This is a genomic window from Streptococcus tangpeifui, assembly GCF_011038795.1.
In the GTDB taxonomy this organism is placed as follows: Bacteria; Bacillota; Bacilli; order Lactobacillales; family Streptococcaceae; genus Streptococcus; species Streptococcus tangpeifui.
On the sequence record NZ_JAAKDU010000002.1, the window covers coordinates 236,473 to 261,114 of the forward strand.

General features: G+C 43.1%; 25 protein-coding genes and 1 pseudogene. 24 read left to right on the plus strand and 2 right to left on the minus strand.

The features are described from left to right. Nucleotides 1–102 precede the first annotated feature (102 nt). From G7Y32_RS02790 to G7Y32_RS02830, 9 genes are all read left to right on the plus strand, one after another. A complete protein-coding gene (locus G7Y32_RS02790; protein WP_165210313.1) occupies nt 103–651 on the plus strand; it encodes a GNAT family N-acetyltransferase in 549 nt (182 codons plus the stop codon). Further along, entirely contained in the window at nt 648–1,928 is a 1,281-nt protein-coding gene (gene spxR / locus G7Y32_RS02795) for a CBS-HotDog domain-containing transcription factor SpxR (RefSeq protein ID WP_165210316.1), read from the plus strand. Before G7Y32_RS02790 ends, spxR begins: the two co-directional genes overlap by 4 nt. A 97-nt stretch (nt 1,929–2,025) precedes the next feature. Further along, nucleotides 2,026–2,886: a methionyl aminopeptidase gene (locus G7Y32_RS02800; protein WP_165210319.1), complete on the plus strand. Its 861-nt coding sequence runs from the start codon at nt 2,026–2,028 to the stop codon at nt 2,884–2,886. 4 nt (nt 2,887–2,890) lie between these two features. Further along, nucleotides 2,891–3,874, plus strand: a complete 984-nt coding sequence (locus G7Y32_RS02805; RefSeq protein WP_165210322.1) for a YihY/virulence factor BrkB family protein — start codon at nt 2,891–2,893, stop codon at nt 3,872–3,874. A 128-nt stretch (nt 3,875–4,002) separates the two neighbouring features. Continuing rightward, entirely contained in the window at nt 4,003–5,412 is a 1,410-nt protein-coding gene (gene pepV / locus G7Y32_RS02810) for a dipeptidase PepV (protein ID WP_165210325.1), read from the plus strand. A 141-nt stretch (nt 5,413–5,553) separates the two neighbouring features. After that, complete coding sequence (locus tag G7Y32_RS02815) at nt 5,554–6,156, plus strand: uracil-DNA glycosylase family protein (RefSeq protein WP_165210328.1); 603 nt, start codon at nt 5,554–5,556, stop codon at nt 6,154–6,156. Then, the gene (locus tag G7Y32_RS02820; RefSeq protein ID WP_165210331.1) at nt 6,134–6,895 is read left to right on the plus strand and encodes a DUF4931 domain-containing protein; all 762 of its coding nucleotides are present in this window, start codon (nt 6,134–6,136) and stop codon (nt 6,893–6,895) included. The genes G7Y32_RS02815 and G7Y32_RS02820 overlap by 23 nt, the downstream gene beginning before the upstream one ends. Nucleotides 6,896–7,038: 143 nt before the next feature. Continuing rightward, complete coding sequence (locus G7Y32_RS02825; protein ID WP_165210334.1) at nt 7,039–7,518, plus strand: hypothetical protein; 480 nt, start codon at nt 7,039–7,041, stop codon at nt 7,516–7,518. A gap of 45 nt (nt 7,519–7,563) precedes the next feature. Continuing rightward, nucleotides 7,564–8,517: a hypothetical protein gene (locus tag G7Y32_RS02830; RefSeq protein ID WP_165210337.1), complete on the plus strand. Its 954-nt coding sequence runs from the start codon at nt 7,564–7,566 to the stop codon at nt 8,515–8,517. Between the two features lie 308 nt (nt 8,518–8,825). On the opposite strand, the gene mnmE is transcribed toward G7Y32_RS02830, so the two are convergent. Then, nucleotides 8,826–10,196: a tRNA uridine-5-carboxymethylaminomethyl(34) synthesis GTPase MnmE gene (mnmE, locus tag G7Y32_RS02835; RefSeq protein WP_165210339.1), complete on the minus strand. Its 1,371-nt coding sequence runs from the start codon at nt 10,194–10,196 to the stop codon at nt 8,826–8,828. Between the two features lie 147 nt (nt 10,197–10,343). Here mnmE and rpiA point away from each other — a divergent pair, with 147 nt between their 5' ends. The 9 genes and pseudogenes from rpiA to G7Y32_RS02880 all read left to right on the plus strand — a co-directional run bounded on the left by rpiA (nt 10,344) and on the right by G7Y32_RS02880 (nt 17,684). Beyond that, nucleotides 10,344–11,018 carry a ribose-5-phosphate isomerase RpiA gene (rpiA, locus tag G7Y32_RS02840; RefSeq protein ID WP_165210552.1) on the plus strand — a complete coding sequence of 225 codons (675 nt, stop codon included), beginning with the start codon at nt 10,344–10,346 and terminating at the stop codon, nt 11,016–11,018. A gap of 112 nt (nt 11,019–11,130) precedes the next feature. Continuing rightward, on the plus strand, nt 11,131–12,342 hold the full coding sequence (locus G7Y32_RS02845; RefSeq protein ID WP_165210342.1) for a phosphopentomutase: 1,212 nt from the start codon (nt 11,131–11,133) through the stop codon (nt 12,340–12,342). Nucleotides 12,343–12,366: 24 nt separating this feature from the next. Then, a pseudogene (locus G7Y32_RS02850) lies at nt 12,367–13,106 on the plus strand (EcsC family protein). Nucleotides 13,107–13,135: 29 nt separating this feature from the next. Next, the gene (locus G7Y32_RS02855; RefSeq protein WP_165210345.1) at nt 13,136–13,705 is read left to right on the plus strand and encodes a nucleotidyltransferase family protein; all 570 of its coding nucleotides are present in this window, start codon (nt 13,136–13,138) and stop codon (nt 13,703–13,705) included. A gap of 13 nt (nt 13,706–13,718) precedes the next feature. Further along, nucleotides 13,719–14,528, plus strand: coding sequence for a purine-nucleoside phosphorylase (locus tag G7Y32_RS02860; protein WP_165210348.1), 810 nt, complete (start codon nt 13,719–13,721; stop codon nt 14,526–14,528). Nucleotides 14,529–14,537: 9 nt separating this feature from the next. Beyond that, nucleotides 14,538–15,245, plus strand: a complete 708-nt coding sequence (locus tag G7Y32_RS02865) for a glutamine amidotransferase-related protein (RefSeq protein WP_165210351.1) — start codon at nt 14,538–14,540, stop codon at nt 15,243–15,245. A 482-nt stretch (nt 15,246–15,727) separates the two neighbouring features. Beyond that, entirely contained in the window at nt 15,728–16,435 is a 708-nt protein-coding gene (deoD, locus tag G7Y32_RS02870; RefSeq protein ID WP_165210354.1) for a purine-nucleoside phosphorylase, read from the plus strand. Between the two features lies 1 nt (nt 16,436). Then, nucleotides 16,437–17,201 carry a LytR family transcriptional regulator gene (locus G7Y32_RS02875; RefSeq protein ID WP_165210357.1) on the plus strand — a complete coding sequence of 255 codons (765 nt, stop codon included), beginning with the start codon at nt 16,437–16,439 and terminating at the stop codon, nt 17,199–17,201. Between the two features lie 21 nt (nt 17,202–17,222). Next, the gene (locus tag G7Y32_RS02880; protein ID WP_004225422.1) at nt 17,223–17,684 is read left to right on the plus strand and encodes a COG2426 family protein; all 462 of its coding nucleotides are present in this window, start codon (nt 17,223–17,225) and stop codon (nt 17,682–17,684) included. 478 nt (nt 17,685–18,162) lie between these two features. On the opposite strand, the gene G7Y32_RS02885 is transcribed toward G7Y32_RS02880, so the two are convergent. Beyond that, a complete protein-coding gene (locus G7Y32_RS02885) occupies nt 18,163–19,068 on the minus strand; it encodes a LysR family transcriptional regulator (RefSeq protein ID WP_165210360.1) in 906 nt (301 codons plus the stop codon). A gap of 201 nt (nt 19,069–19,269) precedes the next feature. On the opposite strand from G7Y32_RS02885, the gene rfbA reads away from it, so the two are divergent. The 6 genes from rfbA (at nt 19,270) to G7Y32_RS02915 (ending at nt 24,567) form a co-directional block, all read left to right on the plus strand. Continuing rightward, on the plus strand, nt 19,270–20,139 hold the full coding sequence (gene rfbA / locus G7Y32_RS02890) for a glucose-1-phosphate thymidylyltransferase RfbA (protein ID WP_165210363.1): 870 nt from the start codon (nt 19,270–19,272) through the stop codon (nt 20,137–20,139). Next, nucleotides 20,139–20,732 (plus strand): dTDP-4-dehydrorhamnose 3,5-epimerase family protein, encoded by a 594-nt coding sequence (locus G7Y32_RS02895; protein ID WP_165210366.1) that lies wholly within the window; start codon nt 20,139–20,141, stop codon nt 20,730–20,732. Before rfbA ends, G7Y32_RS02895 begins: the two co-directional genes overlap by 1 nt. A 335-nt stretch (nt 20,733–21,067) precedes the next feature. Beyond that, complete coding sequence (gene rfbB, locus G7Y32_RS02900) at nt 21,068–22,114, plus strand: dTDP-glucose 4,6-dehydratase (protein WP_165210369.1); 1,047 nt, start codon at nt 21,068–21,070, stop codon at nt 22,112–22,114. Between the two features lie 112 nt (nt 22,115–22,226). Next, on the plus strand, nt 22,227–22,697 hold the full coding sequence (locus tag G7Y32_RS02905; protein WP_165210372.1) for a hypothetical protein: 471 nt from the start codon (nt 22,227–22,229) through the stop codon (nt 22,695–22,697). A 130-nt stretch (nt 22,698–22,827) separates the two neighbouring features. Further along, a complete protein-coding gene (locus G7Y32_RS02910; protein WP_165210375.1) occupies nt 22,828–23,622 on the plus strand; it encodes a dihydroorotate dehydrogenase electron transfer subunit in 795 nt (264 codons plus the stop codon). 9 nt (nt 23,623–23,631) lie between these two features. Next, a complete protein-coding gene (locus tag G7Y32_RS02915; RefSeq protein WP_165210378.1) occupies nt 23,632–24,567 on the plus strand; it encodes a dihydroorotate dehydrogenase in 936 nt (311 codons plus the stop codon). The last annotated feature ends 75 nt before the right edge of the window (nt 24,568–24,642 follow it).

Here is a 24,642-nt window from a genome sequence, read left to right on the forward strand (position 1 = left end):
GGCCGTTAAAAGATATTCCCAGTCTGCTGCAGTGTCTGTCCATTTTCAGTGTTAATCACCGATGGGTTTGACTATGTTCCTAAAAAACTGTACTATAATAGCATGGATATTTGGACAGCCTTGGGAAAGTATTCCCAGTTGGAAACGGAGCGGCTTTGGCTTCGTCCCTTTCGCTTTGCTGATAGTCAAGACTTTTATAAAATTACACGAAATCCCACTAATCTGGCTTTTATCTTTCCTGTTCAAGCCAATCAGGAGGAGAGTGATTACCTCTTAGTTCATTATTTTATGAAGGAGCCGCTAGGAACTTGGGCCCTGGAGGATAAGGTCAGTCACCAGATGATTGGAGCCATTCGCTTTGAAAAACTCGACATAGCCAAGCAAAGAGCAGAGATTGGCTACTTTCTTCATCAGGATTTTTGGGGACAAGGCCTAGCAACAGAGAGCCTTAGACTTCTGTCTTTCTTAGCCTTTCAAGAATTTAATCTGAGAAGCCTGACAATTATTACTCACAGAGAAAATGTAGCTAGTCAAAAGGTAGCTCAGAAAGTTGGATTTAAATTAGTAAAGGCCTTTAAAGGAAGTGATCGCTACAGCCATAAAATGCGAGACTACTTAGAATTTCGTCTAAAGGCAGGTGAGATGTCATGACCAAACATCAGGAAATTTTAGAATATCTGGAAGGCCTGCCTATTGGCAAGCAGGTGAGTGTCCGCTCTATTTCAAACCACCTTTCGGTCAGTGAGGGAACAGCCTATCGTGCTATCAAGGAGGCTGAGAACCGAGGCTTAGTTGAAACCAGACCTCGCAGTGGAACCGTTCGGGTAGAGCAGAAGGTACAGGTGCGGCTGGAGAAGTTGACTTATGCTGAAATTGCAACTATTTCAGAGTCGGAAGTTGTAGCTGGTCATGCTGGTCTTAAACATGAATTCAGCCGTTTTTCTATCGGAGCTATGACCAAGAAAAATGTTGGCCGCTATCTCGTTAAAGGTGGCCTGCTAATCGTTGGTGATCGAGAAGAAATTCAGATTCTAGCCTTGGAAAATAAGAATGCCATTCTCGTGACCGGTGGCTTTACCGTTTCGGACAAGGTTTTAGAGTTGTCTAAAAAGCAGGGGATTCCAGTCATGGTGACTGCCTACGATACTTTCACTGTTGCAACCATGATTAACCGTGCCCTTTCTAATGTAAGAATTAAGACTGATATCAAGACAGTAGCTCAGGTCTATAGTCTTAGGTCTCAGTACGGTTATCTAACCACAAGTGATACTGTTAGTGATTACCATCGCTTAGTCAGGAAGAACAACCATGTTCGCTACCCTGTCATTGATCAGTTAGGACAGGTGCTGGGAGTTATTACCATGCGGGATGTTTCCAACCAAGAGTTGACTACCCAGTTAACTGAGGTGATGACCAAGCCAGTGACAACTAAACCAGAAACCAGTCTGGCAACGGTCGCCCAGCGGATGATTGTCGAAGATTTTGCCATGTTACCAGTAGTGGATGATGATAACCAACTGCTGGGGGTTATTACCCGCAAATTAGTCATGGAAAATCTTCAGGAGCTTAATCATGACGGCCTTCATACCATCAGCGATCAAATTATTGCCAGCCTTAAGACAGAAAATCGAGGCTATGGCTTCAAGGTAGAACCTGCCATGATTGATAACGCCGGTAATTTGACGACTGGCGTTTTGGCTGAGATTCTTAAGGAAACTAGCCGACGAACTTTATCTCAAACTAGTAAAAAAAATATCATTATTGAACAAATGATGATATACTTTTTACAGGCTGTACAAATTGACGATGATCTACGCCTAGATCCGAGGATTGTCAGAGAAAATCGCCGCTCTGCCTTAGTGGATATTGAAGTGACCTGTCAGGACCGGGTGGTCTGTAAGGCCCTGATTACCAGTAAAATTAATTAAATAAACAGAAAAAAATAAGGTTGATGTGGATGAGAGAGCCTGAGCCAAAAGTCTCAAACTCTTCCACTTTATACAGTATTTAGAGGAGTTTTTTAAAATGATTACATTAAAATCACCACGTGAAATTGAAGCTATGAAGAAAGCAGGGGATGTCCTTGTCAGCATTCATATTGGTTTGCGTGATATGATTAAACCGGGACTGGATATGTGGGAAATTGAAGAATATGTCCGTCGTCGCTGCAAAGAAGCTAATGTTCTGCCTCTGCAAATTGGTGTAGATGGCCAGCTCATGGATTACCCTTACGCTACCTGCTGCGGACTCAATGATGAAGTCGCTCACGCTTTCCCGCGCCACTATATCTTGAAAACAGGTGATTTACTCAAAGTAGATATGGTACTGAGTGAACCTCTAGATAAATCTGTCGTCAATGTGGCTAAGTTGGACTTCGACAATACTGCTGAAATGAAAAAATATACAGCGCCTTATACTGGCGGTGTAGCGGATTCCTGCTGGGCTTACGCTGTAGGTGAGGTATCACAGGAAGTTAAAGATTTGATGGCTGTGACCAAGGAGGCCATGTATTTAGGGATTGAAAAGGCTGTTGTCGGCAATCGTATCGGCGATATTGGCGCTGCTATTCAAGAGTATGCAGAAAGCCGTGGTTATGGTGTTGTTCGTGATCTTGTTGGCCATGGTGTCGGTCCAACCATGCACGAAGAACCGATGGTTCCCCACTATGGGAAAGCTGGTCGCGGTTTGCGGCTTAAAGAAGGTATGGTACTCACCATTGAACCAATGATCAATACAGGTACGTGGGAAATTGATACGGACATGAAGACTGGATGGGCCCACAAGACCCTTGACGGCGGTCTGTCTTGTCAGTATGAGCACCAGTTTGTCATCACCAAAGACGGCCCAGTCATCTTGACCAGTCAGGGAGAAGAAGGAACGTACTAAGAAGATGAAGAAAAAATTCTTGGATAGGTTAGTGGATAAGCTTAACTATCCGCCCTTGCAAGTCTATCTCAAGCATTATCGCAGTGCTGAGATAGACTTATCCAGTATTGCTGTGGCTTATTATTTGTTACTGACATTCTTTCCCTTGATTGTTATCTCAGCCAATATTTTTCCTTATCTGGATATTGATTTACCAGATGTGTTAACCTTTTTGCGGGCTAATTTGCCAGCTGAAATTTATAGCAATGTTGCAGGTATCATTCGTAACCTCTTTGCTACCCCATCTAATGGAATTCTGGGAATTGCGACCTTGGCAGGTTTTTGGACCATGTCTCGCAGTCTGACTTCCTTGCAGAAAGCCTTTAATAAAGCTTATGATGTCAGTCAGCACCGTGATTTTGTTATTGGTCATATCGTAGGAATTGTGGCCAGTTTTTTCATCCTCTTCCTGTTGACCTTTGCTCTTTTGCTGTCGACCTTGTCCGATGGGGTTTATCAAGCGGTTCTGCAGAAAAAATATGATGTTCCTTCTGGCTTAATTAAGCTTTTGCTTCACCTCAACCGACCGATAATGGTTCTGGTGGTTTGGATTGGCTTGACGGTCCTTTATTTTATCTTGCCTAATGTGCGAATTAGGAAGATTCGTTATACACTTCCGGGAACGATTCTCAGTGCTGTTGTTATCATCTTTATGACTGGTTTGGTCGGGGACTATGTGACCCGAACCTTCAACAACCTTGTTGATATCAAATTTTTTGGCTCTATCATCATCTTTATCATTATGTTTTGGTTTGTCCTCTTGGCACGGATTCTTATTACTGGAGCTGTCCTCAATGCGACTGCTCAGGAATTATTGACTGGTAAGATGGAAGGTCGCAGAGGAGATGTCTTTGCCTTTCTCCAATCCATGGGAGATCATCGTGGAGAAAATGACAGAGAAGATCAGCCAGAGAAGCAGTCTGGTAATCCTTTTAAAGAGAATGACTAAATCAGCTCCAAGGCTTTGGCCTTGGTTTTTTGTATCTCTAACATATTGATAGTTATAGCAGCTTCTTTAGTCTGGTCTGCATTTGTGCTATAATGGTGAGGATTAAACCCATTAGATGAGGTAGCAAAATGACAGTTGATTTTAAAGCAGAAGTAGAAAAACGCCGTGAAGATTTGCTGGCTGATCTGTTCAGCCTTTTGGAAATCAATTCAGAACGCGATGATAGTAAGGCCGATAAGGAGCATCCCTTTGGCCCAGGTCCTGTCAAGGCGCTCAAGCACTTTTTAGCCATGGCTGAAAAGGATGGTTATAAGACACGCAATATCGATAATTATGCTGGTGATTTCGAATTTGGTGAAGGCGATGAGACTTTGGGAATCTTTGCCCATCTGGATGTGGTGCCTGCTGGTTCTGGTTGGGAGACTGACCCCTATAAACCGGTTATCAAAGATGGCAAACTCTATGCGCGTGGTTCCTCTGACGATAAAGGTCCAACTATAGCAGCCTACTATGCTCTAAAGATTATTAAAGAGCTAGGCCTGCCAACCTCTAAAAAGGTTCGCTTTGTTCTAGGAACAGATGAAGAATCTGGATGGGCTGATATGGATTATTACTTTGCCCACGTAGATGTAGAAAAACCAGACTTTGGCTTTGCTCCGGATGCTGAGTTTCCAATTATCAATGGGGAAAAGGGCAATATTACCCAGTACCTGCATTTTTCTGGCCAAAATACTGGTTCAGTCGTTCTCCAGTCTTTCAAGGGCGGTCTGCGGGACAATATGGTTCCGGAATCGGCAACGGCAGTCCTTTCTGGTCAAGTCAGTCAAGCAGATTTGGAAGAGAAATTATCAGTCTTCTTAGTTCAAAATCCTGATCTGTCAGGCTCTCTAACAGCAGAAGGCGACAAGTTAAAAGTCCAAATTATCGGGAAGGCAGCCCATGGTTCAACCCCTGAAGAAGGTCTCAATGGGGCAACTTATTTAGCGCTTTTTCTTAAGGATTTATCTTTTGCTGGTCCTGCCAAAGCCTTCATTGATTTGACTGCTGATGTTCTGCACGGGGACTTTGATGGGCATAAATTAGGCTTAGCTTATAAGGATTCTAAGATGGGAGCCTTGTCTATGAATGCTGGTATTTTCGACTTTGAAGCGACTTCTGATGATAATACCATTACCCTCAATTTCCGCTATCCCCAAGGAATAGATACTGCAACCATCAAGACTGGACTCGAAAAGTTAGCTGGGGTCGAATCTGTTAGTCTGGCTGACCATGAACACCTGCCTCACTATGTCCCAATGGATGATCCCCTAGTTAAGACGCTCTTGTCTGTTTATGAAAAGCAAACTGGTCTAGAAGGTTATGAGCAGGTCATTGGCGGTGGGACTTTTGGCCGCCTCTTGGAAAGAGGTGTTGCCTTTGGCGCTATGTTCCCCGATTATGTCAATACCATGCATCAGGCCAATGAATTTGTCGAAGTGGAAGATCTCTATCGGGCTTGCGCTATCTACGCTGAAGCCATCTACGAATTGATCAAATAGCGCAATAACCATATATCTAAACCAGCTAAGCTCTCGCGAGGCTGTTCCACTGATTTTAGTTTGGAAATACTCAAGGCTGAATGCCCAAGGGCAGAAAAAATGCTCCGACATCAACCTGATTTTGAAAAGGAGATGTTGTCCATGTCAACCATGCAAGACATTGTTAAAGCTATCATGGCCGATCCACAAAATGAGGATTATACCAAGGCTGGTATTGAACCGCTATTTACGGCGCCAAAGAGCGCCCGTATCAATATCGTCGGTCAGGCTCCGGGAATTAAGGCCCAGGAATCCCGCCTTTACTGGAATGATCCATCAGGTGATAATTTACGGGATTGGTTGGGGATTGATCGGGATACTTTCTACAATTCCGATAAAATAGCCGTTATCCCTATGGATTTCTATTATCCTGGTAAAGGTAAGTCAGGAGATCTCCCTCCTCGCAAGGGCTTTGCTCAGAAATGGCACCCCTTGATTTTGCGGGAATTACCTGATATTTCTTTGACCCTGCTGATTGGTAATTATGCGCAACACTATTACCTCCAGCAAAAGCCTTCAGTCAAGCTGACCGACAATGTCAAGGCCTACAAGGACTTCCTCCCTGATTTCTTCCCTCTGGTCCATCCGTCGCCTCGCAATAATATTTGGCAAAAGAAAAATCCTTGGTTCAAAGAAGAAGTATTGCCAGACCTCAAAAAACTTGTGAAAGATATTCTTGAAAATGACGCAAAAACTGACCTTTAATGTCGCTACCGCTCAAAAGAAACCTAATAATCAGGATAGCTGTCCTTTTTGCCAGATAGATAGTCTGGAAAAAATCATCGCTCAAGAAGGCGATATGATTTGGCTAGACAATAAGTATCCTGTTCTCGATAAGACCTATCAAACTTTGATCATTGAGTCTGACCAGCATCTAGGTGATATCACGACCTACAGTCAAGAACATAATCGCAAACTCTTTGCTTTCGCCATCAAGGCTTGGCATCAGTTAGAGGAGAGCGGCCGGTTCAAGACGGTTGGCTTCTTTAAAAATTTCGGCCCCCTTTCCGGCGGATCTCTGCGCCATCCTCATATGCAGGTCATCGGTTTTGAAGACCTTGATGCCTATGAAGCTATTGACCCGAAAACCTTTGAGGGAGCTTTGGTCTGTCAAGAGACAAATCGGCTGGCTCAGGTCACTATTTCCGGTCAGCCCATGAGCAGTTTCACCGAAATTAATGTAGCTATAGCAGATAGTAAGGACAGCCATAAGCTGGCTGACACTGTTCAAAAGGTCCTCCGCTATGTTTTAGAGGGCTATTTAGACGGAGCCTGCAGCTCCTACAATCTCTTCTTTTACCATCAGGAAGAAGGTCTCATTTGTAAAGTGGTCCCCCGTTTTGTAGCCTCTCCCTATATGATTGGCTATCATCTGGTTCAAGTCAATTCAGCTGTCAGGGTGGCAGAAGAGGTGGCAGAGTTACAGGTTTTTTTAGAAAAGTAGATGGAGTCTGATCCAAGTTGCTTGGATCAGATTTTTTCTAGCCAGCCAGTACACTTACCCTATATTAAATTATTGGAAAAAGGCTTGCCGGCCTTCTTATAAAATGGTAAACTTTTTCTAAAAGTTTTTTTAAGGAAAATATTATGACTCCGAATCAATTTAACCAAGAGCGAGAGGAACAAGACTTTTCTAACCCTATTTGGACATCGGGCAGGGATCATTTCCAAGAACGTTATTCTGACTTAAACCCGCCTACCCTTTCTAAGCAGGATTCATTAAGGACATTGTCTTTTAGGCAGAACCGCTCGAAGGTGCCAGGCCTATTTACGACTATTGTTGCTATTATGACAGCAATTTTATTGCTGTTGATTCTATTAGGTATAATATTTAGCTCGGCCATTAATAATGTCGTTCTGGGCTTAACGACAATAGTCTTGGTCTTTACCTATATGCCTGCGACTATTATTCTTAGTATTTTAGGAATAGTCAAGGCCAGTCAATATAATCGTTGCGGTATCGAAAGCTATTCAGCGAGTCTGGTAAGTAACGTCGTTTTTTTAATCATCAATGGTCTACTATGGTTCTTTTTCCTAATTTTGGTTATAGAGGGGATTAGGAGCTAAGGACATAAGAAGACGGATTATTAAATATTAAAAAAGGAAAAAATTGTGGCATTAAAATTAACAGAAGAAATTGTTTCGAACTTAGTTGCGGAGTACAATCAGATTAATCCTGCCTTTCAAATTGACTGGAAAACCTATATTTATGGGACTGCCAAAGAAGGCTCTGGCCGATCTTCTCAGCAAGCACCTCTCTTATGGTTTGAAAATGATTATTATTTTGTTTTAATCTATTTAGCGACTTTAAATGTCAGTAAAATTCAAAAAGTTAAGGTTATTGATAAAGATGAAATTCAAGGAGTGAAGATTAAATACGGTGGCCTAAATGCTGTCGTTAAAATTCGGATGACCAATGGAGCTTACTATAACTTGAGATTAGCTCGCAGAAATTACAAGACTCTGCCTCGTCAATTGTCTAACTTGGATAGCTTGATGGAGGTTTTCCATCTTTTCTACAGTGACCGGATTGATATGAAGGACCATTCCACATCAATCGGTGCTAAGGTCCTGAGTGCAGCGACAACCGCAGTCTTAGTGATCCTAGCTATCCTCTTTATATTTTTAACCAAGTCTAGAGCTCTGACTTATCTTTTGTTAATTCTAGCTATTTTCTTAGGTGGTTTGATTTGGACTCAAGCAGAAACCTTTATCAATAAGCAAAGAGACAGAGCATTTGTGCAAGCTTTTGAGCAAACAAAGCAGCTTGTTACTAGTATGACAGAAAGTCAGTACTATCAAGCCTTACAGGGTATAGATGTAAAACCAAAAACTCAGATGATGCAGGAAAGCTACCTTAAGGTTCTAATTTCAATCGCTCATAATCTGGGCTTGGATAAGGAGGCTAGAGCATATTTAACACAATTTCCTAGACGATATTCAGCCGATGCTGAAGAAACTTATTTAGGACTCATAAATCTGTTAGCCTCCAATCAAAAAGTCCCTTACGAATTTGGCCAAGCACCGTTAGACGTTGAACAGGATATCTGGCAGAAGTATCAGTAAGAGCATAACCTGAAAATCCTAGGAATTGGTCCCTTAAATTTTGAAGACCTGTTAGGGATCTCTTCATTTGGTTTGTTAATTTTCTCATCAGAGAATTCAAGTCAATAAAGGTTTTCTAATTTTTTGAATCTAAAATCCGAGATCTTGGTGGTAAGTAGGTTAATAATCAGTCAAAAAAATCTGAGACAAGACTCAGATTTTTTTGAGTATGATAATAATTGCAGGCCCCGACGGCAACAGTTTGTTTCTTAATTGTCCGCCATCTATTATTTTCAAGCTTGGTCTGAACCAGCTGCTTCCAGACTGGTTCATTTCCCTAAGCAGAACTGACTAAAGAGTTGGGTGATTAGTTCATCAGGAGCTGCATCACCGGTGATTTCTCCCAGAATTTCCCAGCAGCGTGTCATATCAATCTGGAGTAGGTCAACTGGCATACCTGCTTCCAGTCCCTTGTTGACGTCTTTCAGGCTGGCCAAAGCCCTTTCTATCAGAGAAATATGGCGGGAATTGGATAGGTAGGTGGCATCCTTTTCCACTAGACCAGCATTATCAAAGAAGAGGTCATTAATCCTTTCTTCAATGAGGTCAATATTTTGATTTTTTAAAACCGAAATTTGGATGACATCATCGGGCAGCTGATCCAATTCAATCTCTTGGGATAAGTCAGTTTTATTGATAAGAATAATACGCTTGCTATCCTTGCTGATATCCAGCAAGGCGCGATCTTGATCGGTCAAACTTTCTGAACCGTTGAGAACAAGAAGGACTAAATCCGCCTCAGCCAGAGCTTTTTTGGAACGCTCAACCCCGATTTTTTCAACGATGTCATCGGTTTTGCGAATTCCAGCAGTATCAATCAATTTGAGTGGAACGCCCTTGATGTTGACATACTCTTCAATAACATCGCGGGTGGTTCCTTCAACATCGGTGACAATAGCCTTGTCTTCCCGCAAAAGATTGTTAAGCAGGCTGGATTTGCCGACATTGGGCCGTCCGATGATGGCTGTTGAAATCCCTTCACGCAGGATTTTACCTCGCTTAGCGGTAGCTAGCAGCCGACTTAGCAGCTCCTCAAACTCTTTGGTCTTTTCCCGCATCAGGGCTGTGGTCATTTCTTCCACATCGTCGTATTCAGGGTAGTCAATATTAACTTCTACCTGAGCCAGAGTATTGAGAATTTCCTGACGGGTATTATTGATGAGATTTTTGAGGGATCCATCCAACTGACTGACCGCAATATTCATGGCCTTATCAGTCTTAGCTCGGATTAAATCCATGACAGCCTCGGCCTGGGTTAAATCTACTCGGCCATTGAGAAAGGCCCGCTTGGTAAACTCACCGGGCTCAGCCATCCTAGCACCTGACCGAAGCAGCAGCTGAAGAATTTCATTGGTGACAGCAACACCTCCATGGGTATTGATTTCAACGACATCCTCCCGCGTAAAGGTCTTTGGTGCCCGCATGACGGAAACCATGACTTCATCAATAATCTTGTCATTTTCAATAATATGGCCGTAGTTGATAGTGTGAGAAGAGACCTTTTCTAAATCTTTGCCTTTAAAAACGCTTTTAGCAATAGCAACAGCCTGACTGCCGGAGAGTCGGACAATTCCGATAGCTCCTTCGCCTAGAGGTGTTGAAATCGCTGCAATGGTATCAAATTCTTTCGTAATGGCCATAAGTCTTCCTTCATGATTAAGATACTGTCATTGTATCGCAAGCCTTAAGGGATAGCAAGTGATAAAATCCTCAGCCTCAGTTGGTACTTAAAGCCTTTTCATGATATAATAAATTGATTAAAAAGAGAGGGAAATAGCATGCAAAATATGGATGACTTGAAAAAGCAAGCGGGTGTCAGAGCTGCTCAGTATGTCAGGGACGGTATGGTCGTCGGTCTGGGAACGGGTTCAACCGCTTATTATTTTGTCGCCGAGATTGGCCGCCGAGTTCAAGAGGAAGGCCTACAAGTAATTGGCGTTACAACGTCAAGTAGGACGACCGCCCAAGCTCAATCCTTAGGAATTCCACTCAAGTCTGTCGATGAGATTGATCGCATTGATGTCACCGTTGACGGGGCTGATGAGATTGATCGCAACTTTAACGGCATCAAAGGTGGCGGTGGCGCTCTCCTGATGGAAAAAATTGTGGCGACCCCCACCAAGGATTATATCTGGGTGGTTGATGAGAGCAAGCTAGTTGAAACTCTGGGGGCTTTTAAGTTACCAGTTGAAGTAGTTCAATATGGGGCAGAGCGGCTTTTTCGGGAGTTCCAAGCTAAGGGTTACAAGCCGGCCTTTCGCCAAAAGGATGGCCAGCGTTTTGTGACCGATATGAAAAACTTTATTATCGACTTAGATTTAGGAGTGATTGAAAATCCTTTTGCTCTGGGGCAAGAACTTAAAGCTATGACAGGTGTGGTGGAACACGGCCTGTTTAATGGCATGGTCAACAAGGTTATTGTTGCTGGCCAAGAGGGCGTAAAAATTTTAGAAAGTCACTAATTGTGGTGTACAAGTGTGATCTGAGAATGACTGGTGCGCAGATTCAAAGATCAAACTTGGATTCAACCATGCAATATATTGATAGCTCAGCTATCTTAGAAAAGAGACGGAAATGTCAAAATTTGATCGTATTCACTTAGTTGTTTTAGATTCAGTTGGAATCGGTGCAGCGCCCGATGCTAATAATTTTTCCAATGCTGGTGTGCCAGATGGTGCCTCTGATACCCTAGGCCACATTTCTAAGACTGTTGGACTTGATGTGCCGAATATGGCTAAAATAGGCTTGGGTAATATCCCTCGCCCTCAGGCCCTCAAGACGGTTTCAGCAGAAAGCAATCCAAGTGGTTATGCTACTAAGCTGGAAGAAGTGTCACTTGGTAAGGATACCATGACTGGTCACTGGGAAATTATGGGACTCAATATTACTGAACCTTTTGATACTTTCTGGGACGGTTTTCCGGAAGAAATCATCACTAAGATTGAAGAGTTCTCAGGACGCAAGGTTATCCGTGAAGCCAACAAACCTTATTCAGGAACTCAAGTTATTGCGGACTTTGGTCCCCGCCAAATGGAAACCGGTGAACTGATTATCTATACTTCAGCTGACCCAGTTTTACAGATTGCGGCGCACGAAGACATCATTCCACTTGACGAACTCTATCGTATCTGTGAATATGCACGCTCGATTACCTTAGAACGTCCTGCTCTTCTTGGGCGTATTATTGCCCGTCCTTACGTTGGGGAACCAGGAAACTTTACTCGAACAGCTAATCGCCGCGATCTAGCCGTTTCTCCATTTGCTCCAACTGTCCTCAACAAATTGGACGAAGCTGGTATTGACACTTATGCCGTCGGTAAAATCAATGATATTTTCAATGGTTCAGGCATCAATCACGACATGGGGCACAACAAGTCTAACAGCCATGGTGTTGACAATCTTATCAAAGCTATGAAGTCGCCTGACTTTGAGTACGGCTTCTCATTCACCAATCTGGTAGACTTCGACGCCCTCTACGGTCATCGGCGCAATGCTCACGGTTACCGCGATTGCCTGCAAGAATTTGATGGTCGTTTGCCAGAAATCATTGCAGCTATGGGTGACAATGATCTTCTCATGATTACAGCTGACCACGGTAATGACCCAACTTACGCTGGTACCGACCATACTCGTGAATACATCCCACTCTTGGCCTACAGTCCAGCCTTTAAGGGTAATGGCACCATTCCAGTCGGTCACTATTCAGATATCTCAGCCACCATCGCTGAAAACTTCGGTGTTGACACAGCTATGATTGGCCAAAGCTTCTTAGATCAGTTGGTGTAGGGAAAACAAACTATTTGAACCAGTATTAAGGGAAAAGGCGATGCCTTGGCTGACCGTACTAAAAAATTCACTTCAGAAAAATCTGCTCAAACTCAGGAAATAAGTCAGGAAGCTCTTTCAAACACTTTGGACTGGGCCTACTCAAAGACTGTTAAAGGAATACTGGGCCAACCATCTATAACTTAATTTGTGGATGACTACCCAGCAAAAAGTAAGAGTGCTGATGAAGCTATTGACAAGATCATTAAGTTTCAAACTACAAAAGCTGCTGTTTCTGGATTTGTCACAGACTTCGGAGGTGTTTTGACATTACCTGTGACGATTCCTGCGAATGTAACTTCAGTTATTTTATTCCAGATGAGGGTGGTAGCAGCTATTGCCAGTATACGAGGCTATGATTTACATAGCGATCAGGTTCAAACCTTCGTATATGCTATTTAGCCGGTTCTTCCATAGTTGATATTATTAAAAAGTCTGGCATAACAATCAGTAATAAGTTGGCTATTAGTGCTGTCCGAAAAATCTCTGGAACTGTTCTAACCAAAATAAATCAAGCTGTTGGGTTTAGGCTGGCAACTAAATTTGGAACAAAAGGAGTTGTTAATCTGGGGAAACTGGTGCCAGTGGCTGGTGCAGGAGTAGGTGCTATTTTTGATGCCGCTACCACAAAGGCCATTGCTCGAATGGCTAAGAAAACTTTTACCGATGATGGCATTGATTTGGGGAATGGTGACGTCATTAGCAAAACAATTATTAATCAATAACTTTTTAGATACTAGAAAGAAGGTCGTCCATGCCAACATCTATTGAAAAGGTTGAACGCCTGATTGATCAAATCAATAAGCTTCACTTAGCTTATTCCCGGGATTATTTTGAGACCGGTAAAGTTGAGAAGGTCAACCTCTCTCATACTTTTTCAAAAGTACCGACTGAGCATATTTTGTCTTATCGCCTTAACCTCCATGAGTCTATCAACGACTATCTGTATCGGGCTGATGTCAAAGATATCAATTTTTACTATCGTGTAAAGACAGCTGAGTCAATTTTAGATAAAATTGAAAGGTACAAAGCTCGAGATACTCAATACCCTGTCAATAATATTCTGAATGATATCTTTGGAGCTCGTATGATTTTGACCTCTGAGCAAGTTAGTCAAGTCCTTAATTCACTAGATACTTGGAAAGATGAATTTGGTCTGAAAAACTGGTACTTACGTGATATGGATGGTTACATCGGTATTCATATCTATTTCAAAAATAGCAGCAATTTCTACTATCCCTGGGAATTGCAGATCTGGGATGAAAAGGATGCTGAAGCCAATATCAAAAGCCATCAAGACTTTAAGCGATCATTTGTAAAATAAGAAAGAGGAAGCTATGACACTAATTGAAAAAATCCAGCAAACCCGCGATTTCTTACAAGATAAAGGCATGACAGCACCCGAATTTGGTCTGATTTTAGGATCGGGCCTTGGAGAGCTGGCAGAAGAAGTCGAAAATGCCATCGTTTTGAATTATGCCGATATTCCTAATTGGGGCCGTTCCACGGTTGTCGGCCATGCTGGTAAGCTAGTCTACGGTGACTTGGCTGGCCGAAAGATTCTGGCTTTGCAAGGCCGTTTCCATTTCTATGAGGGCAATCCCCTAGAAGTAGTTACCTTCCCAGTTCGAGTTATGAAGGCTCTTGGTTGTCAAGGTGTCCTCGTTACCAATGCTGCAGGCGGTATTGGTTTTGGCCCAGGAACACTTATGGCTATTAGCGATCATATCAATCTAACAGGACAAAACCCGCTGATTGGAGCTAACTTAGATGACTTTGGTCCACGTTTTCCTGATATGTCCAATGCCTACAGCAAAGACTATCGTAGGGCAGCCCATCAAGCAGCTGATAAGCTCGGTATTAGGCTGGATGAAGGCGTTTATATCGGTGTATCAGGACCTTCCTATGAGACACCGGCCGAAATCCGAGCCTTTAAGACCATGGGAGCTGATGCTGTTGGCATGTCAACCGTACCAGAGGTGATCGTAGCAGCTCATTCAGGCCTTAAAGTCTTAGGAATTTCAGCTATCACCAACCATGCCGCTGGTTTTCAAGCTGAACTTAATCACGAAGAAGTGGTAGCAGTCACTCAGAGAATTAAAGCCGATTTTAAGCAGCTGGTCAAGGCAGTTCTAGCAGAACTGTAGGAGGCAACCATGCGGGTCCATTTTGTTATTCATGAGCCATACGAAGCACCAGGAGCTTACTTAGCTTGGGCAGCTCTGCGGGGGCATGAGGTGTCTTTCACCAAGGTCTACCAATTTGAAAAACTACTTAATACAGTTGATGATGTCGACCTCTTGATCGTCATGGGAGGGCCCCAGAGCCCGACCTCTACTCAGGAAGAATTTCCTTATTATAATGCTCAAGCAGAAATCGATCTGATTAAAAGGGCTATTGACGCTGACAAATATATCATTGGAGTCTGTCTAGGGGCGCAACTTCTAGGTGAAGCTTATGGGGTAACCTGTACAGCCAGTCCAGAGCGAGAAATCGGTAATTTTCCGATTGAACTCACCGAGGCCGGACAAGCGGACTCCAGATTATCCCATATCCCATCAGGCCTTGTCGTTGGCCATTGGCACGGCGATATGCCAGGCATGATCAAGGGTGCTCAGGTTCTGGCAACTAGTCAAGGCTGCCCTAGGCAGATTGTCCGCTATACGCCTAAACATTACGGCTTCCAATGTCATTTGGAATTGACTAAAGATTTGGTGGCTCAGCTCTTGGCGCAGGAAACGGATATTGAAGGCGAAAGCCAGAGATATACTTATGTACAGGAAACTAAGACTATTCTCACCTACAACTATGACCAGATGAATCAGGTTCTCTACGAGTTTTTAGATAAACTGCTTAGTACTTAATTCCATAAACGATTTAGAAGAGATGAGAATGTGTCCAAGTCATTTGAACACGAGCGGAAAATTTGGAAATAGGTAAGACTTATAAGAGTGACAGACGCCCATGAGGACTGTGCTCTAGCCCATAATATATTTAACCTCTGAAGGCTATATATCAAAAGCTCTGCTGCGTATGAACTATTTTTGTGAGATGAACCGTTTGACGCAGCGGTTGGAGTGAGGCTTGCTGGCTGTGCCAAGAAGTCTTACTCCTAGTTCATTAGGTGTCTTAGTACCTCCTCGATTTTCTAATTTCCAGTCGCTTTCTGGTCACTCTCAAGATTTTTCACAATAAAAATAACAGAAAGGCGGGTGTAGCCTGTAGTCAGTGTAACTGAATACGATAGCTGAGGACTTGAATAAAAAGATAATCGCCGGTAAAAGTCATGATTTTCGAGCGATTCTCTCTTTGGTCTGTGTCCTTTTACACCCTTTATATCTTAATTATGTCTATCCATATTGAAGCGACCCAAGGTCAAATTGCTGATAAAATCCTACTGCCAGGAGATCCCCTGCGGGCAAAATTTATTGCTGAAAACTTTTTAGAAAATACCCAATGTTTTAACAAGATTAGAGGCATGCTAGGCTACACCGGAACCTACAAGGGTGAAAAGGTCTCTGTCATGGGAACTGGTATGGGAATGCCATCTATCTCCATCTATGCCCACGAATTGATTGTTGATTACGGTGTGAAGAAGCTGATTCGCGTTGGAACAGCGGGTTCGATTGACCCAGATGTTCATGTGCGTGAGCTGGTTCTGGCCCAAGCTGCAGCGACCAATTCCAATATCATTCGCAATGACTTCCCAGAGTATGATTTTCCACAAATCGCTGATTTTGACTTACTGGACAAGGCCTATCACATTGCCAAAGACCTTGGGCTGACGCCCCATGTTGGCAGTGTCCTGTCATCAGATGTCTTTTACTCTAATATGCCCGAGCGTAATATGAAACTGGGGACACTGGGGGTTAAGGCCATCGAAATGGAAGCAGCAGCTCTTTATTATTTGGCAGCTCAATACCATGTTCAGGCCTTGGGAATCATGACTATATCTGACAGTGTAGTCAACCCAGAAGAAGACACGACAGCCCAAGAGCGCCAAACAACCTTTACCGATATGATGACCGTTGGCTTAGAAACATTGATTCGTTAAGATGAAACAGCAGACTTTGGAAGATACACTAGAAATTCTGATTAATCACTATGATTATGCTTCTGCTTATGGTTTGCTGGAGCAGCAGCAGATTGCCCCGGATGCCAAAAAGTTGATTTATCTCATGAAAAAACGTCGTCAGCTGGATATTGAGGAAATTTGTGAACCAGCGACGCTTAAATATTTTCAAGAGACTTATCGGTTGCAGTTGGCAGTCAATCCTAAAGACGAGGAGCAGTTGGCCAACTACATTATGGACTTGCAGGCTAAGGTGATGACTGAAGACATTATCGATTTTGTTCGGGCAGTCAGTCCTATCATCTACCGTTTATTCATGCGATTGATTGCTGGTAAAATTCCCGACATTCAGGATTATGTGGCCAATTCTAAAGATGCTCAATATGACATGTGGAGATTTTCCAAGATGGAAGAGTCACCTCAGCAGGTTTTGATTGATTTTTCCAAAACGTGGCATGACCCCAGAGTGACCTCCAGAAGTCTAGTGGCCCTGATTGCTCTTTTGCCGATTTCCGATTCGCTCAAGAAAGATGTGGTCTTCCTTAGGAATATGGAAAAGTCGGTCCGCAATCCTCTGGCTCATCTGATTAAGCCATTTGATGAAAAGATCTTGCATGACACAACAGGTTTTTCCTCCCGCTCCTTCTTGGAGATGATTATCAAGTTAGCTCGTCATACTGGCATCAACTATCAAGAAAGCCCCTTTTACTTTGACCAAATTAATCGGCTGATTAGCTCACTCTTATAAACCAAAAGGATAAAAATTTTTATGAATTATTTGATTACCTTTCTCATTTCCATGATCCCCCTTGTCGAATTACGGGGAGCCGTCCCCTATGGTATAGGTACGGGGCTGCCTATGTGGCAGGCTCTTGTCATCGCTGTTATCGGCAATATGTTGCCCGTCCCTATAATCTTTTTCTTCGCTCGCCGTGTACTGGAATGGGGAACTGACAAGCCTGTCATTGGTGGCTTCTTTAGTTGGTGTTTGAAAAAGGGCCATAATGGTGGCCAGAAGTTAGCCAAGAGCGCTGGTGACAAGGGGCTTTACTTCGCCCTCTTCCTCTTTGTTGGCATTCCTCTGCCGGGGACAGGAGCTTGGACTGGCACCCTAGCAGCCTCCATTCTTGACCTCAAATTCAAGAACAGTATCATTGCTACTATGGCAGGTGTTGTTTTGGCTGGTTTCATCATGGGCTTCGGCTCGGTATTTGTCAAGAGCTTTTTCTAGAGATAGAAAGAGAGTGGGACAAACAGCCATGATAGCTTAGCCCTCACAAAGCATTGTAATCTCTGAAGATTACGTATAAAAATCAGTAAATCGTGATAAAATCACGATTTTGATTTTCCTCGCTCTCCCATTTTAAGGCTCAGGTCTCTGCCACTTTCTTTTTTATATATGATCTTCAGCAGAGATTACAGCACTTTTAGGGTGAAGAAGTGGTCATCCGTACAATTGATATTGATTTTCTCAAACAGTTTTCCAGACTGTTTGACCTATCATCTGCAAGGCAAGGGATAAAGTTAACACAGGGCAGAACTTTTGTCTCAGTCAAGCCTCATTATGAGCAAATATGCATTAAGCCCATGAGAATTTTTTTTATCGAGCACACCTACATCCTTGTGGAAAAAGACAAATCGGGTTTGGAGCACTTAAACTCCAAACCCGATTTTCTATTTTCCTTGGTGAGGCCTATCGGCTCCCTAGTTTAATCAAATTTCACTTCCTCGAGCAGATAGTCAATAAAACGTTCACCCATTTTGGATAGGTTGGCCTTTTCGTGTTTGAGGTAAACGATATCAATTTGATCATCAACTTCTAGTGGAATAGAGACAATATCGTCCCCGTTGAGATTACTGTTAAGAATACCAGTCGCAATAGTATAGCCATCCAGACCAATCAGGAGATTAAAGAGCGTTGCCCGATCGGAAACGACAATGGATTTTTTATGAGGAATCTGCGACATAATCTCTTCTGAGAAGTAGAAGGAGTTGTGCAGTCCTTGTTCGTAGCTGAGATAAGGAAAATCTTCAAGGTCACTGAGGCTGACTGATTTTTTGTTGGCTAAAGGATTGGACTTGCTGACAAAGATATGAGGTTGAGCGACAAAGAGGTTGGTATAGGTTAGGTGATTGTCATCAAACATCTTGGTTAGGACATCGCGGTTGTAGCTGTTAAGAAAGAGGACTCCGATTTCTGAGCGGAAGTTCTTAACATCGTCAATGATTTCATAAGTCCGAGTTTCTCGCAGAAAAAGCTCATACTGGCTCATATCTGCTCCTTTGAGCAAGGAGACGAAAGCATTGACAACAAAAGCATAGTGCTGGGCTGAGACACTAAAAAGCTCGCGATTATGGTCTTTGCTCTTATAGCGTTCTTCCATGAGATTAGTCTGCTCCACAACCTGACGAGCATAGGAGAGAAACTCCATACCATCCTGAGTCAGGGTAATCCCTTTAGGATTTCGGTTAAAAATCTTAATGTTCATCTCTCTCTCCAAGTCTCTCACGGCATTTGAGAGACTGGGTTGGGTGATGTAGAGCTGTTTGGCAGCTTCATTCATACTGCCGGTTTCGACGATTTTGATAATATAATGTAATTGTTGAATTCGCATACACCTATTCTAACATAAAGCAGCTATAGTTTCAGGCTATAGCTATGATACAGGATTTGTAGCCGATAGACACTAAATTCACTCAAGTATAAGTCTGGGAATTGACCAGAACTTGCTTTGTCCGATCCCTTATTTTTACTGACATTTGAAAGGGCTTATGGTATAATTTTAACAGACAAATTGTGAAAGGAAGCTTTTCCTATGAAAGGTATTATTCTTGCAGGTGGGTCTGGGACTCGCCTCTATCCATTGACCCGTGCGGCTTCAAAGCAGCTTATGCCTGTTTACGATAAACCCATGATTTATTACCCTCTCTCTACTTTGATGTTGGCGGGAATTAAGGACATCTTAATCATTTCGACACCGCAAGATTTGCCTCGTTTCAAGGAATTGCTTCAAGATGGTTCTGAATTTGGCATTAACCTGTCTTATGCCGAACAGCCCAGTCCAGATGGTCTGGCTCAGGCTTTTATCATCGGTGAAGAATTTATCGGCGATGACAATGTGGCTCTGATTTTAGGGGACAATATTTACTATGGTCCAGGTCTCAGCCGAATGTTACAAAAGGCTGCCAGCAAGGAAAAGGGGGCAACCGTCTTCGGTTATCAAGTCAAAGATCCAGAACGCTTTGGGGTTGTTGAGTTTGATGACGATATGAATGCCATTTCCATCGAAGAAAAGCCTGAGTATCCTAAGTCTCATTATGCTGTAACAGGTCTTTATTTCTATGATAATGATGTCATCGAGATTGCCAAAAATATTAAGCCCAGTCCTCGGGGTGAATTGGAAATTACCGATGTCAACAAGGCCTATCTCGATCGTGGTGATTTATCGGTTGAAGTTATGGAACGCGGTTTTGCTTGGTTGGATACTGGGACTCACGAAAGTTTGCTAGAGGCTGCCCAGTACATCGAAACCGTTCAACGGATGCAAAACTTACAAGTGGCTAACCTTGAAGAGATTGCTTATCGTATGGGGTATATCACCAGAGAGCAGGTGCGTGAACTCGCACAACCTCTCAAGAAAAATGAATACGGACAATACTTGCTTCGTTTGATTGGAGAAGCATAATGACAGAAAGATTTTTTGAAAAAGAACTCGCTGCTCGTAACATTGATGCCATTCCTGGCATGATTGAATTTGATATCCCCGTTCATGGAGATAACCGTGGTTGGTTTAAGGAAAATTTTCAAAAAGAAAAGATGCTGCCGCTTGGTTTTCCAGAAAGTTTTTTTGCAGAAGGAAAACTCCAAAACAATGTTTCTTTCTCTCGTAAAAATGTTCTGCGAGGACTTCATGCTGAACCTTGGGATAAATATATCTCAGTAGCTGATGAAGGTAAAGTTCTAGGCTCTTGGGTTGATTTACGGGAAGGCGATAGCTTCGGCCATGTCTATCAAACCATTATTGACGCTTCCAAAGGCATCTTTGTTCCCCGCGGCGTTGCTAATGGCTTTCAAGTCCTATCTGACAAGGTTTCTTACAGCTACTTGGTTAATGATTACTGGGCTTTAGAACTTAAACCCAAATATGCCTTTGTTAACTATGCAGATCCAAGCCTAGGTATTAAATGGGAAAACCTTGAAGAGGCAGAAGTCTCAGAGGCAGATAAAAACCACCCAATGCTCAAAGATGTGAAGCCATTGAAAGCTGAAGATTTGTAAGGGGGAAGCCTGACCATTTTCTCTTATAGGGAATAGACTCTCTTGAAATCAAAGAAAGGTCGTACCGAGTAAGCGAGCCATATACTGTTTGCTAAGGTGGGTATAAGGCGAACAAAGTGAGCCGCTAATCGACAGTTTCCGCCGTGGTGAAAATATGGGCGATTCTGAAACTGAAATTTCAGAATCGAGTCAATGAAATCCAGTTTATAGAGTGACTTGAAAGCCTTTAGCAACGAAGTTGACAAGGTAAATTTCATAGGCACTTTTAGATTTAGTTCATAACGTCCTCTTCCCTAAGGAAACTGTCAAAAAAGAAAAAGCAAAAAGGAATAATCATGTCTGAATACAAAAATATTATCGTAACCGGCGGTGCTGGTTTCATCGGTTCTAATTTCGTACACTATGTTTATAACAACCACCCAGATGTCCATGTGACTGTCCTTGACAAACTCACTTACGCTGGTAACCGCGCTAACCTTGAAGAAATTCTTGGCGACCGTGTGGAGTTGGTTGTTGGAGATATTGCTGACGCTGAATTGGTAGATAAATTGGCCGCTAAAGCAGATGCCATTGTCCACTATGCAGCTGAAAGCCACAATGACAATTCACTTAAAGACCCATCACCATTTATTTATACAAACTTTGTCGGGACCTACACGCTTTTGGAAGCTGCTCGTAAATACGACATTCGTTTCCACCATGTCTCTACTGACGAAGTTTATGGCGATCTTCCGCTTCGTGAAGATTTGCCAGGTCATGGTGAAGGCGAAGGTGAGAAATTCACAGCTGAAACTAAGTACAACCCATCATCGCCTTATTCATCAACCAAGGCAGCGTCTGACTTGATTGTCAAGGCATGGGTGCGCTCATTTGGTGTTAAGGCAACTATTTCAAACTGTTCAAACAACTATGGTCCTTACCAACATATTGAGAAGTTCATTCCACGTCAAATTACCAATATCCTGTCTGGTATTAGACCCAAACTTTATGGTGAAGGTAAAAACGTGCGTGACTGGATTCACACCAATGACCATTCAACTGGTGTTTGGGCTATTCTCACTAAAGGCCGTATCGGTGAAACTTATCTCATCGGTGCTGATGGTGAAAAGAACAACAAGGAGGTTCTGGAACTCATCCTTGAAAAGATGGGGCAGCCAAAAGATGCCTATGACCACGTAACAGATCGTGCGGGACATGATTTACGCTATGCCATTGACTCTACCAAACTCCGCCAAGAGCTTGGCTGGGAACCGCAATTCACCAACTTTGAAGAAGGGTTAGAAGATACCATCAAATGGTATACTGAGCATAAAGATTGGTGGCAAGCTGAAAAAGAAGCAGTCGAAGCTAATTATGCTAAGACACAAAAAGTTTTGAAATAAGGAAAACGGGCTCGCAAGCCTGTTTTTTAATAGTCCAACTGAGGACCTGAGGCTTAATTTTGCTACCATTTTATGGTAGAATAGAGAAAAATAAGAAGTAAGGGAAGTAACTATGGAGCAAATCCTGCAAGATTATCAACAACTGTTGCACAAACTAGCCGTTACTCGGCATTACCTGCATTTGTTTGAAACCGAATTAAGTATGATTCAGCACGAGCCATCACTCTTGGAATTCTCGGTTGAAACGGTTTTGATTAAGCCAGAAATTGACAAGATTTTGGAAGCCTGCCGGCCACTTAAACGTCAAGAGGAAAAGGTTCAGGCCCTGTCTTGGTATGATGAGCCATCTTTTCGCCTGATGAATAGTTCATTGGATGTTGTGGGAGACTGGCTGTCACAGCTGGCCTTCTTGGAAGAAGTAGCTGTTGCTCAACCATTTTTCTATAATCTCTTAGATCAGGACCGAGCTAAGTCTTTTGGCATCTTAGTTGATCTCTTTGGCAGTTTGCAGGTTGCTAGTGCAGCTCTCAAGGAAGAATATGAACGCCCTTATGAGGTCTTGACAGATCAATCTACAAAGTAAAATTTATGACCTTTAAAACAGTCCAGAGAGGCTAAAAAGGAACCGATAAAGGCTGAAGATTGTAGTTTTCTGCCCCTATTTGTGCGACCTTGCCCTCTGGGTGAGGTCTTTTTGTTAGAAAGGACAGCTTATGCAAGTACAAGAAAAGCCAGCTATTCTCAAAGAAAACCTCAAAGTAGTCAGTCAGGTTGAGATTGCTCCTCATATTTTTAAGATGGTGCTGACTGGACAAATGGTTCATGAAATGAAAGAAGGACAATTTCTTCATCTGCGGGTGCCCGATCCTAGTAAGCTTTTACGGCGGCCGATTTCTATCTGTGAAATTGACCAAGAAACTCAGCAGGTTAGCATAATTTATCGGATTCAGGGTATGGGGACAGAACTCTTGTCCCATTTAAAATCTGGTGATTTTGTAGACACTATGGGGCCTCAGGGAAATGGTTTTGACCTATCGGTGGTCAATCAAGGTGACAAAGTCCTCCTTATCGGCGGAGGTATCGGTGTTCCGCCGCTTTATGCAACCGCCAAGGCTCTGGCACAAAAGGGAGTAGAAGTGACAGCTGTTTTAGGCTTTGCCCATAAAGCTGCGGTCATTTTAGAAGAAGAAATGCAGCGAGTCGCCAAGGTAGTGATTACTACGGATGATGGCTCTTATGGGATCAAAGGCTATGTCTCAACGGTTGTTGATGAACTGGCCGACGATTTTGCAGCTATCTATTCCTGTGGAGCACCGGGGATGCTCAAATATGTTGATAAGAAATTTGCCGATCACCCTCATGCTTACATGTCCTTAGAAGAAAGGATGGCTTGCGGGATGGGAGCTTGCTATGCCTGTGTCGTTCATCTTAAAGACAAGTCCGAAGCTGCCAATAAGCGAGTTTGTGAGGATGGACCTGTCTTTGAAACAGGTAGTGTTGTACTCTAGGAGGTTACTATGACTGAAAATCGTTTAGCGGTTTCCTTGCCGGGCTTAGAATTGAAAAATCCTATTATCCCAGCCTCTGGCTGCTTTGGCTTTGGTCAGGAATACGCCAAGTATTACGATCTTGATAAGTTGGGCTCTATTATGATTAAGGCAACGACGAAGGAAGCACGCTTTGGCAATCCCACCCCGCGTGTTGCTGAAACACCGTCTGGCATGCTCAATGCTATCGGGCTCCAAAATCCCGGTGTTGATGCTGTTTTAGCTGAGAAACTTCCTTGGCTGCAGGAGCATTATCCTGATTTGCCCATTATCGCTAATGTTGCTGGCTTTTCTAATGAGGAGTATGCCTATGTTGCTGGAAGGATTTCACAGGCGCCAAATGTTAAAGCGATTGAGCTTAATATCTCTTGTCCCAATGTCGACCACGGTAATGCTGGCCTTCTGATTGGTCAGGTTCCTGAATTGGCTTATGCGGCAACTAAAGCTGCCGTCGAAACCTCCCAAGTCCCAGTCTATGTTAAATTAACACCTAGCGTCGCTGATATTACGCAGGTAGCCAAAGCGGTTGAAGATGCTGGTGCCACCGGCTTTACTATGATTAACACTCTAGTGGGCATGCGCTTTGACTTGCAAAGCCGAAAACCTATCATTGCCAACGGAACAGGCGGCATGAGTGGTCCAGCAGTCTTCCCAGTCGCCTTAAAATTGATTCGTCAGGTTGCCCAGAGCTCCAGTCTTCCTATTATTGGCATGGGCGGGGTTGACAGTGCTGAAGCAGCTATTGAAATGATGATAGCCGGAGCCTCAGCAATTGGTGTCGGTACAGCTAATTTCACCGCCCCCTTTGCCTGCCCCAATATTATCGCTGACCTACCCAAGGTTATGGATAAGTACAGTATTGAGAGTTTGGAAGAGCTAAGAAAAGAAGTTCGGAAAATCTTATAAATTTTCTAACGGCTGATTATCAAGTCTGTAGAGAAGTACTCTATACTGCTGTACCTCTTACAGCATTTGATTGAC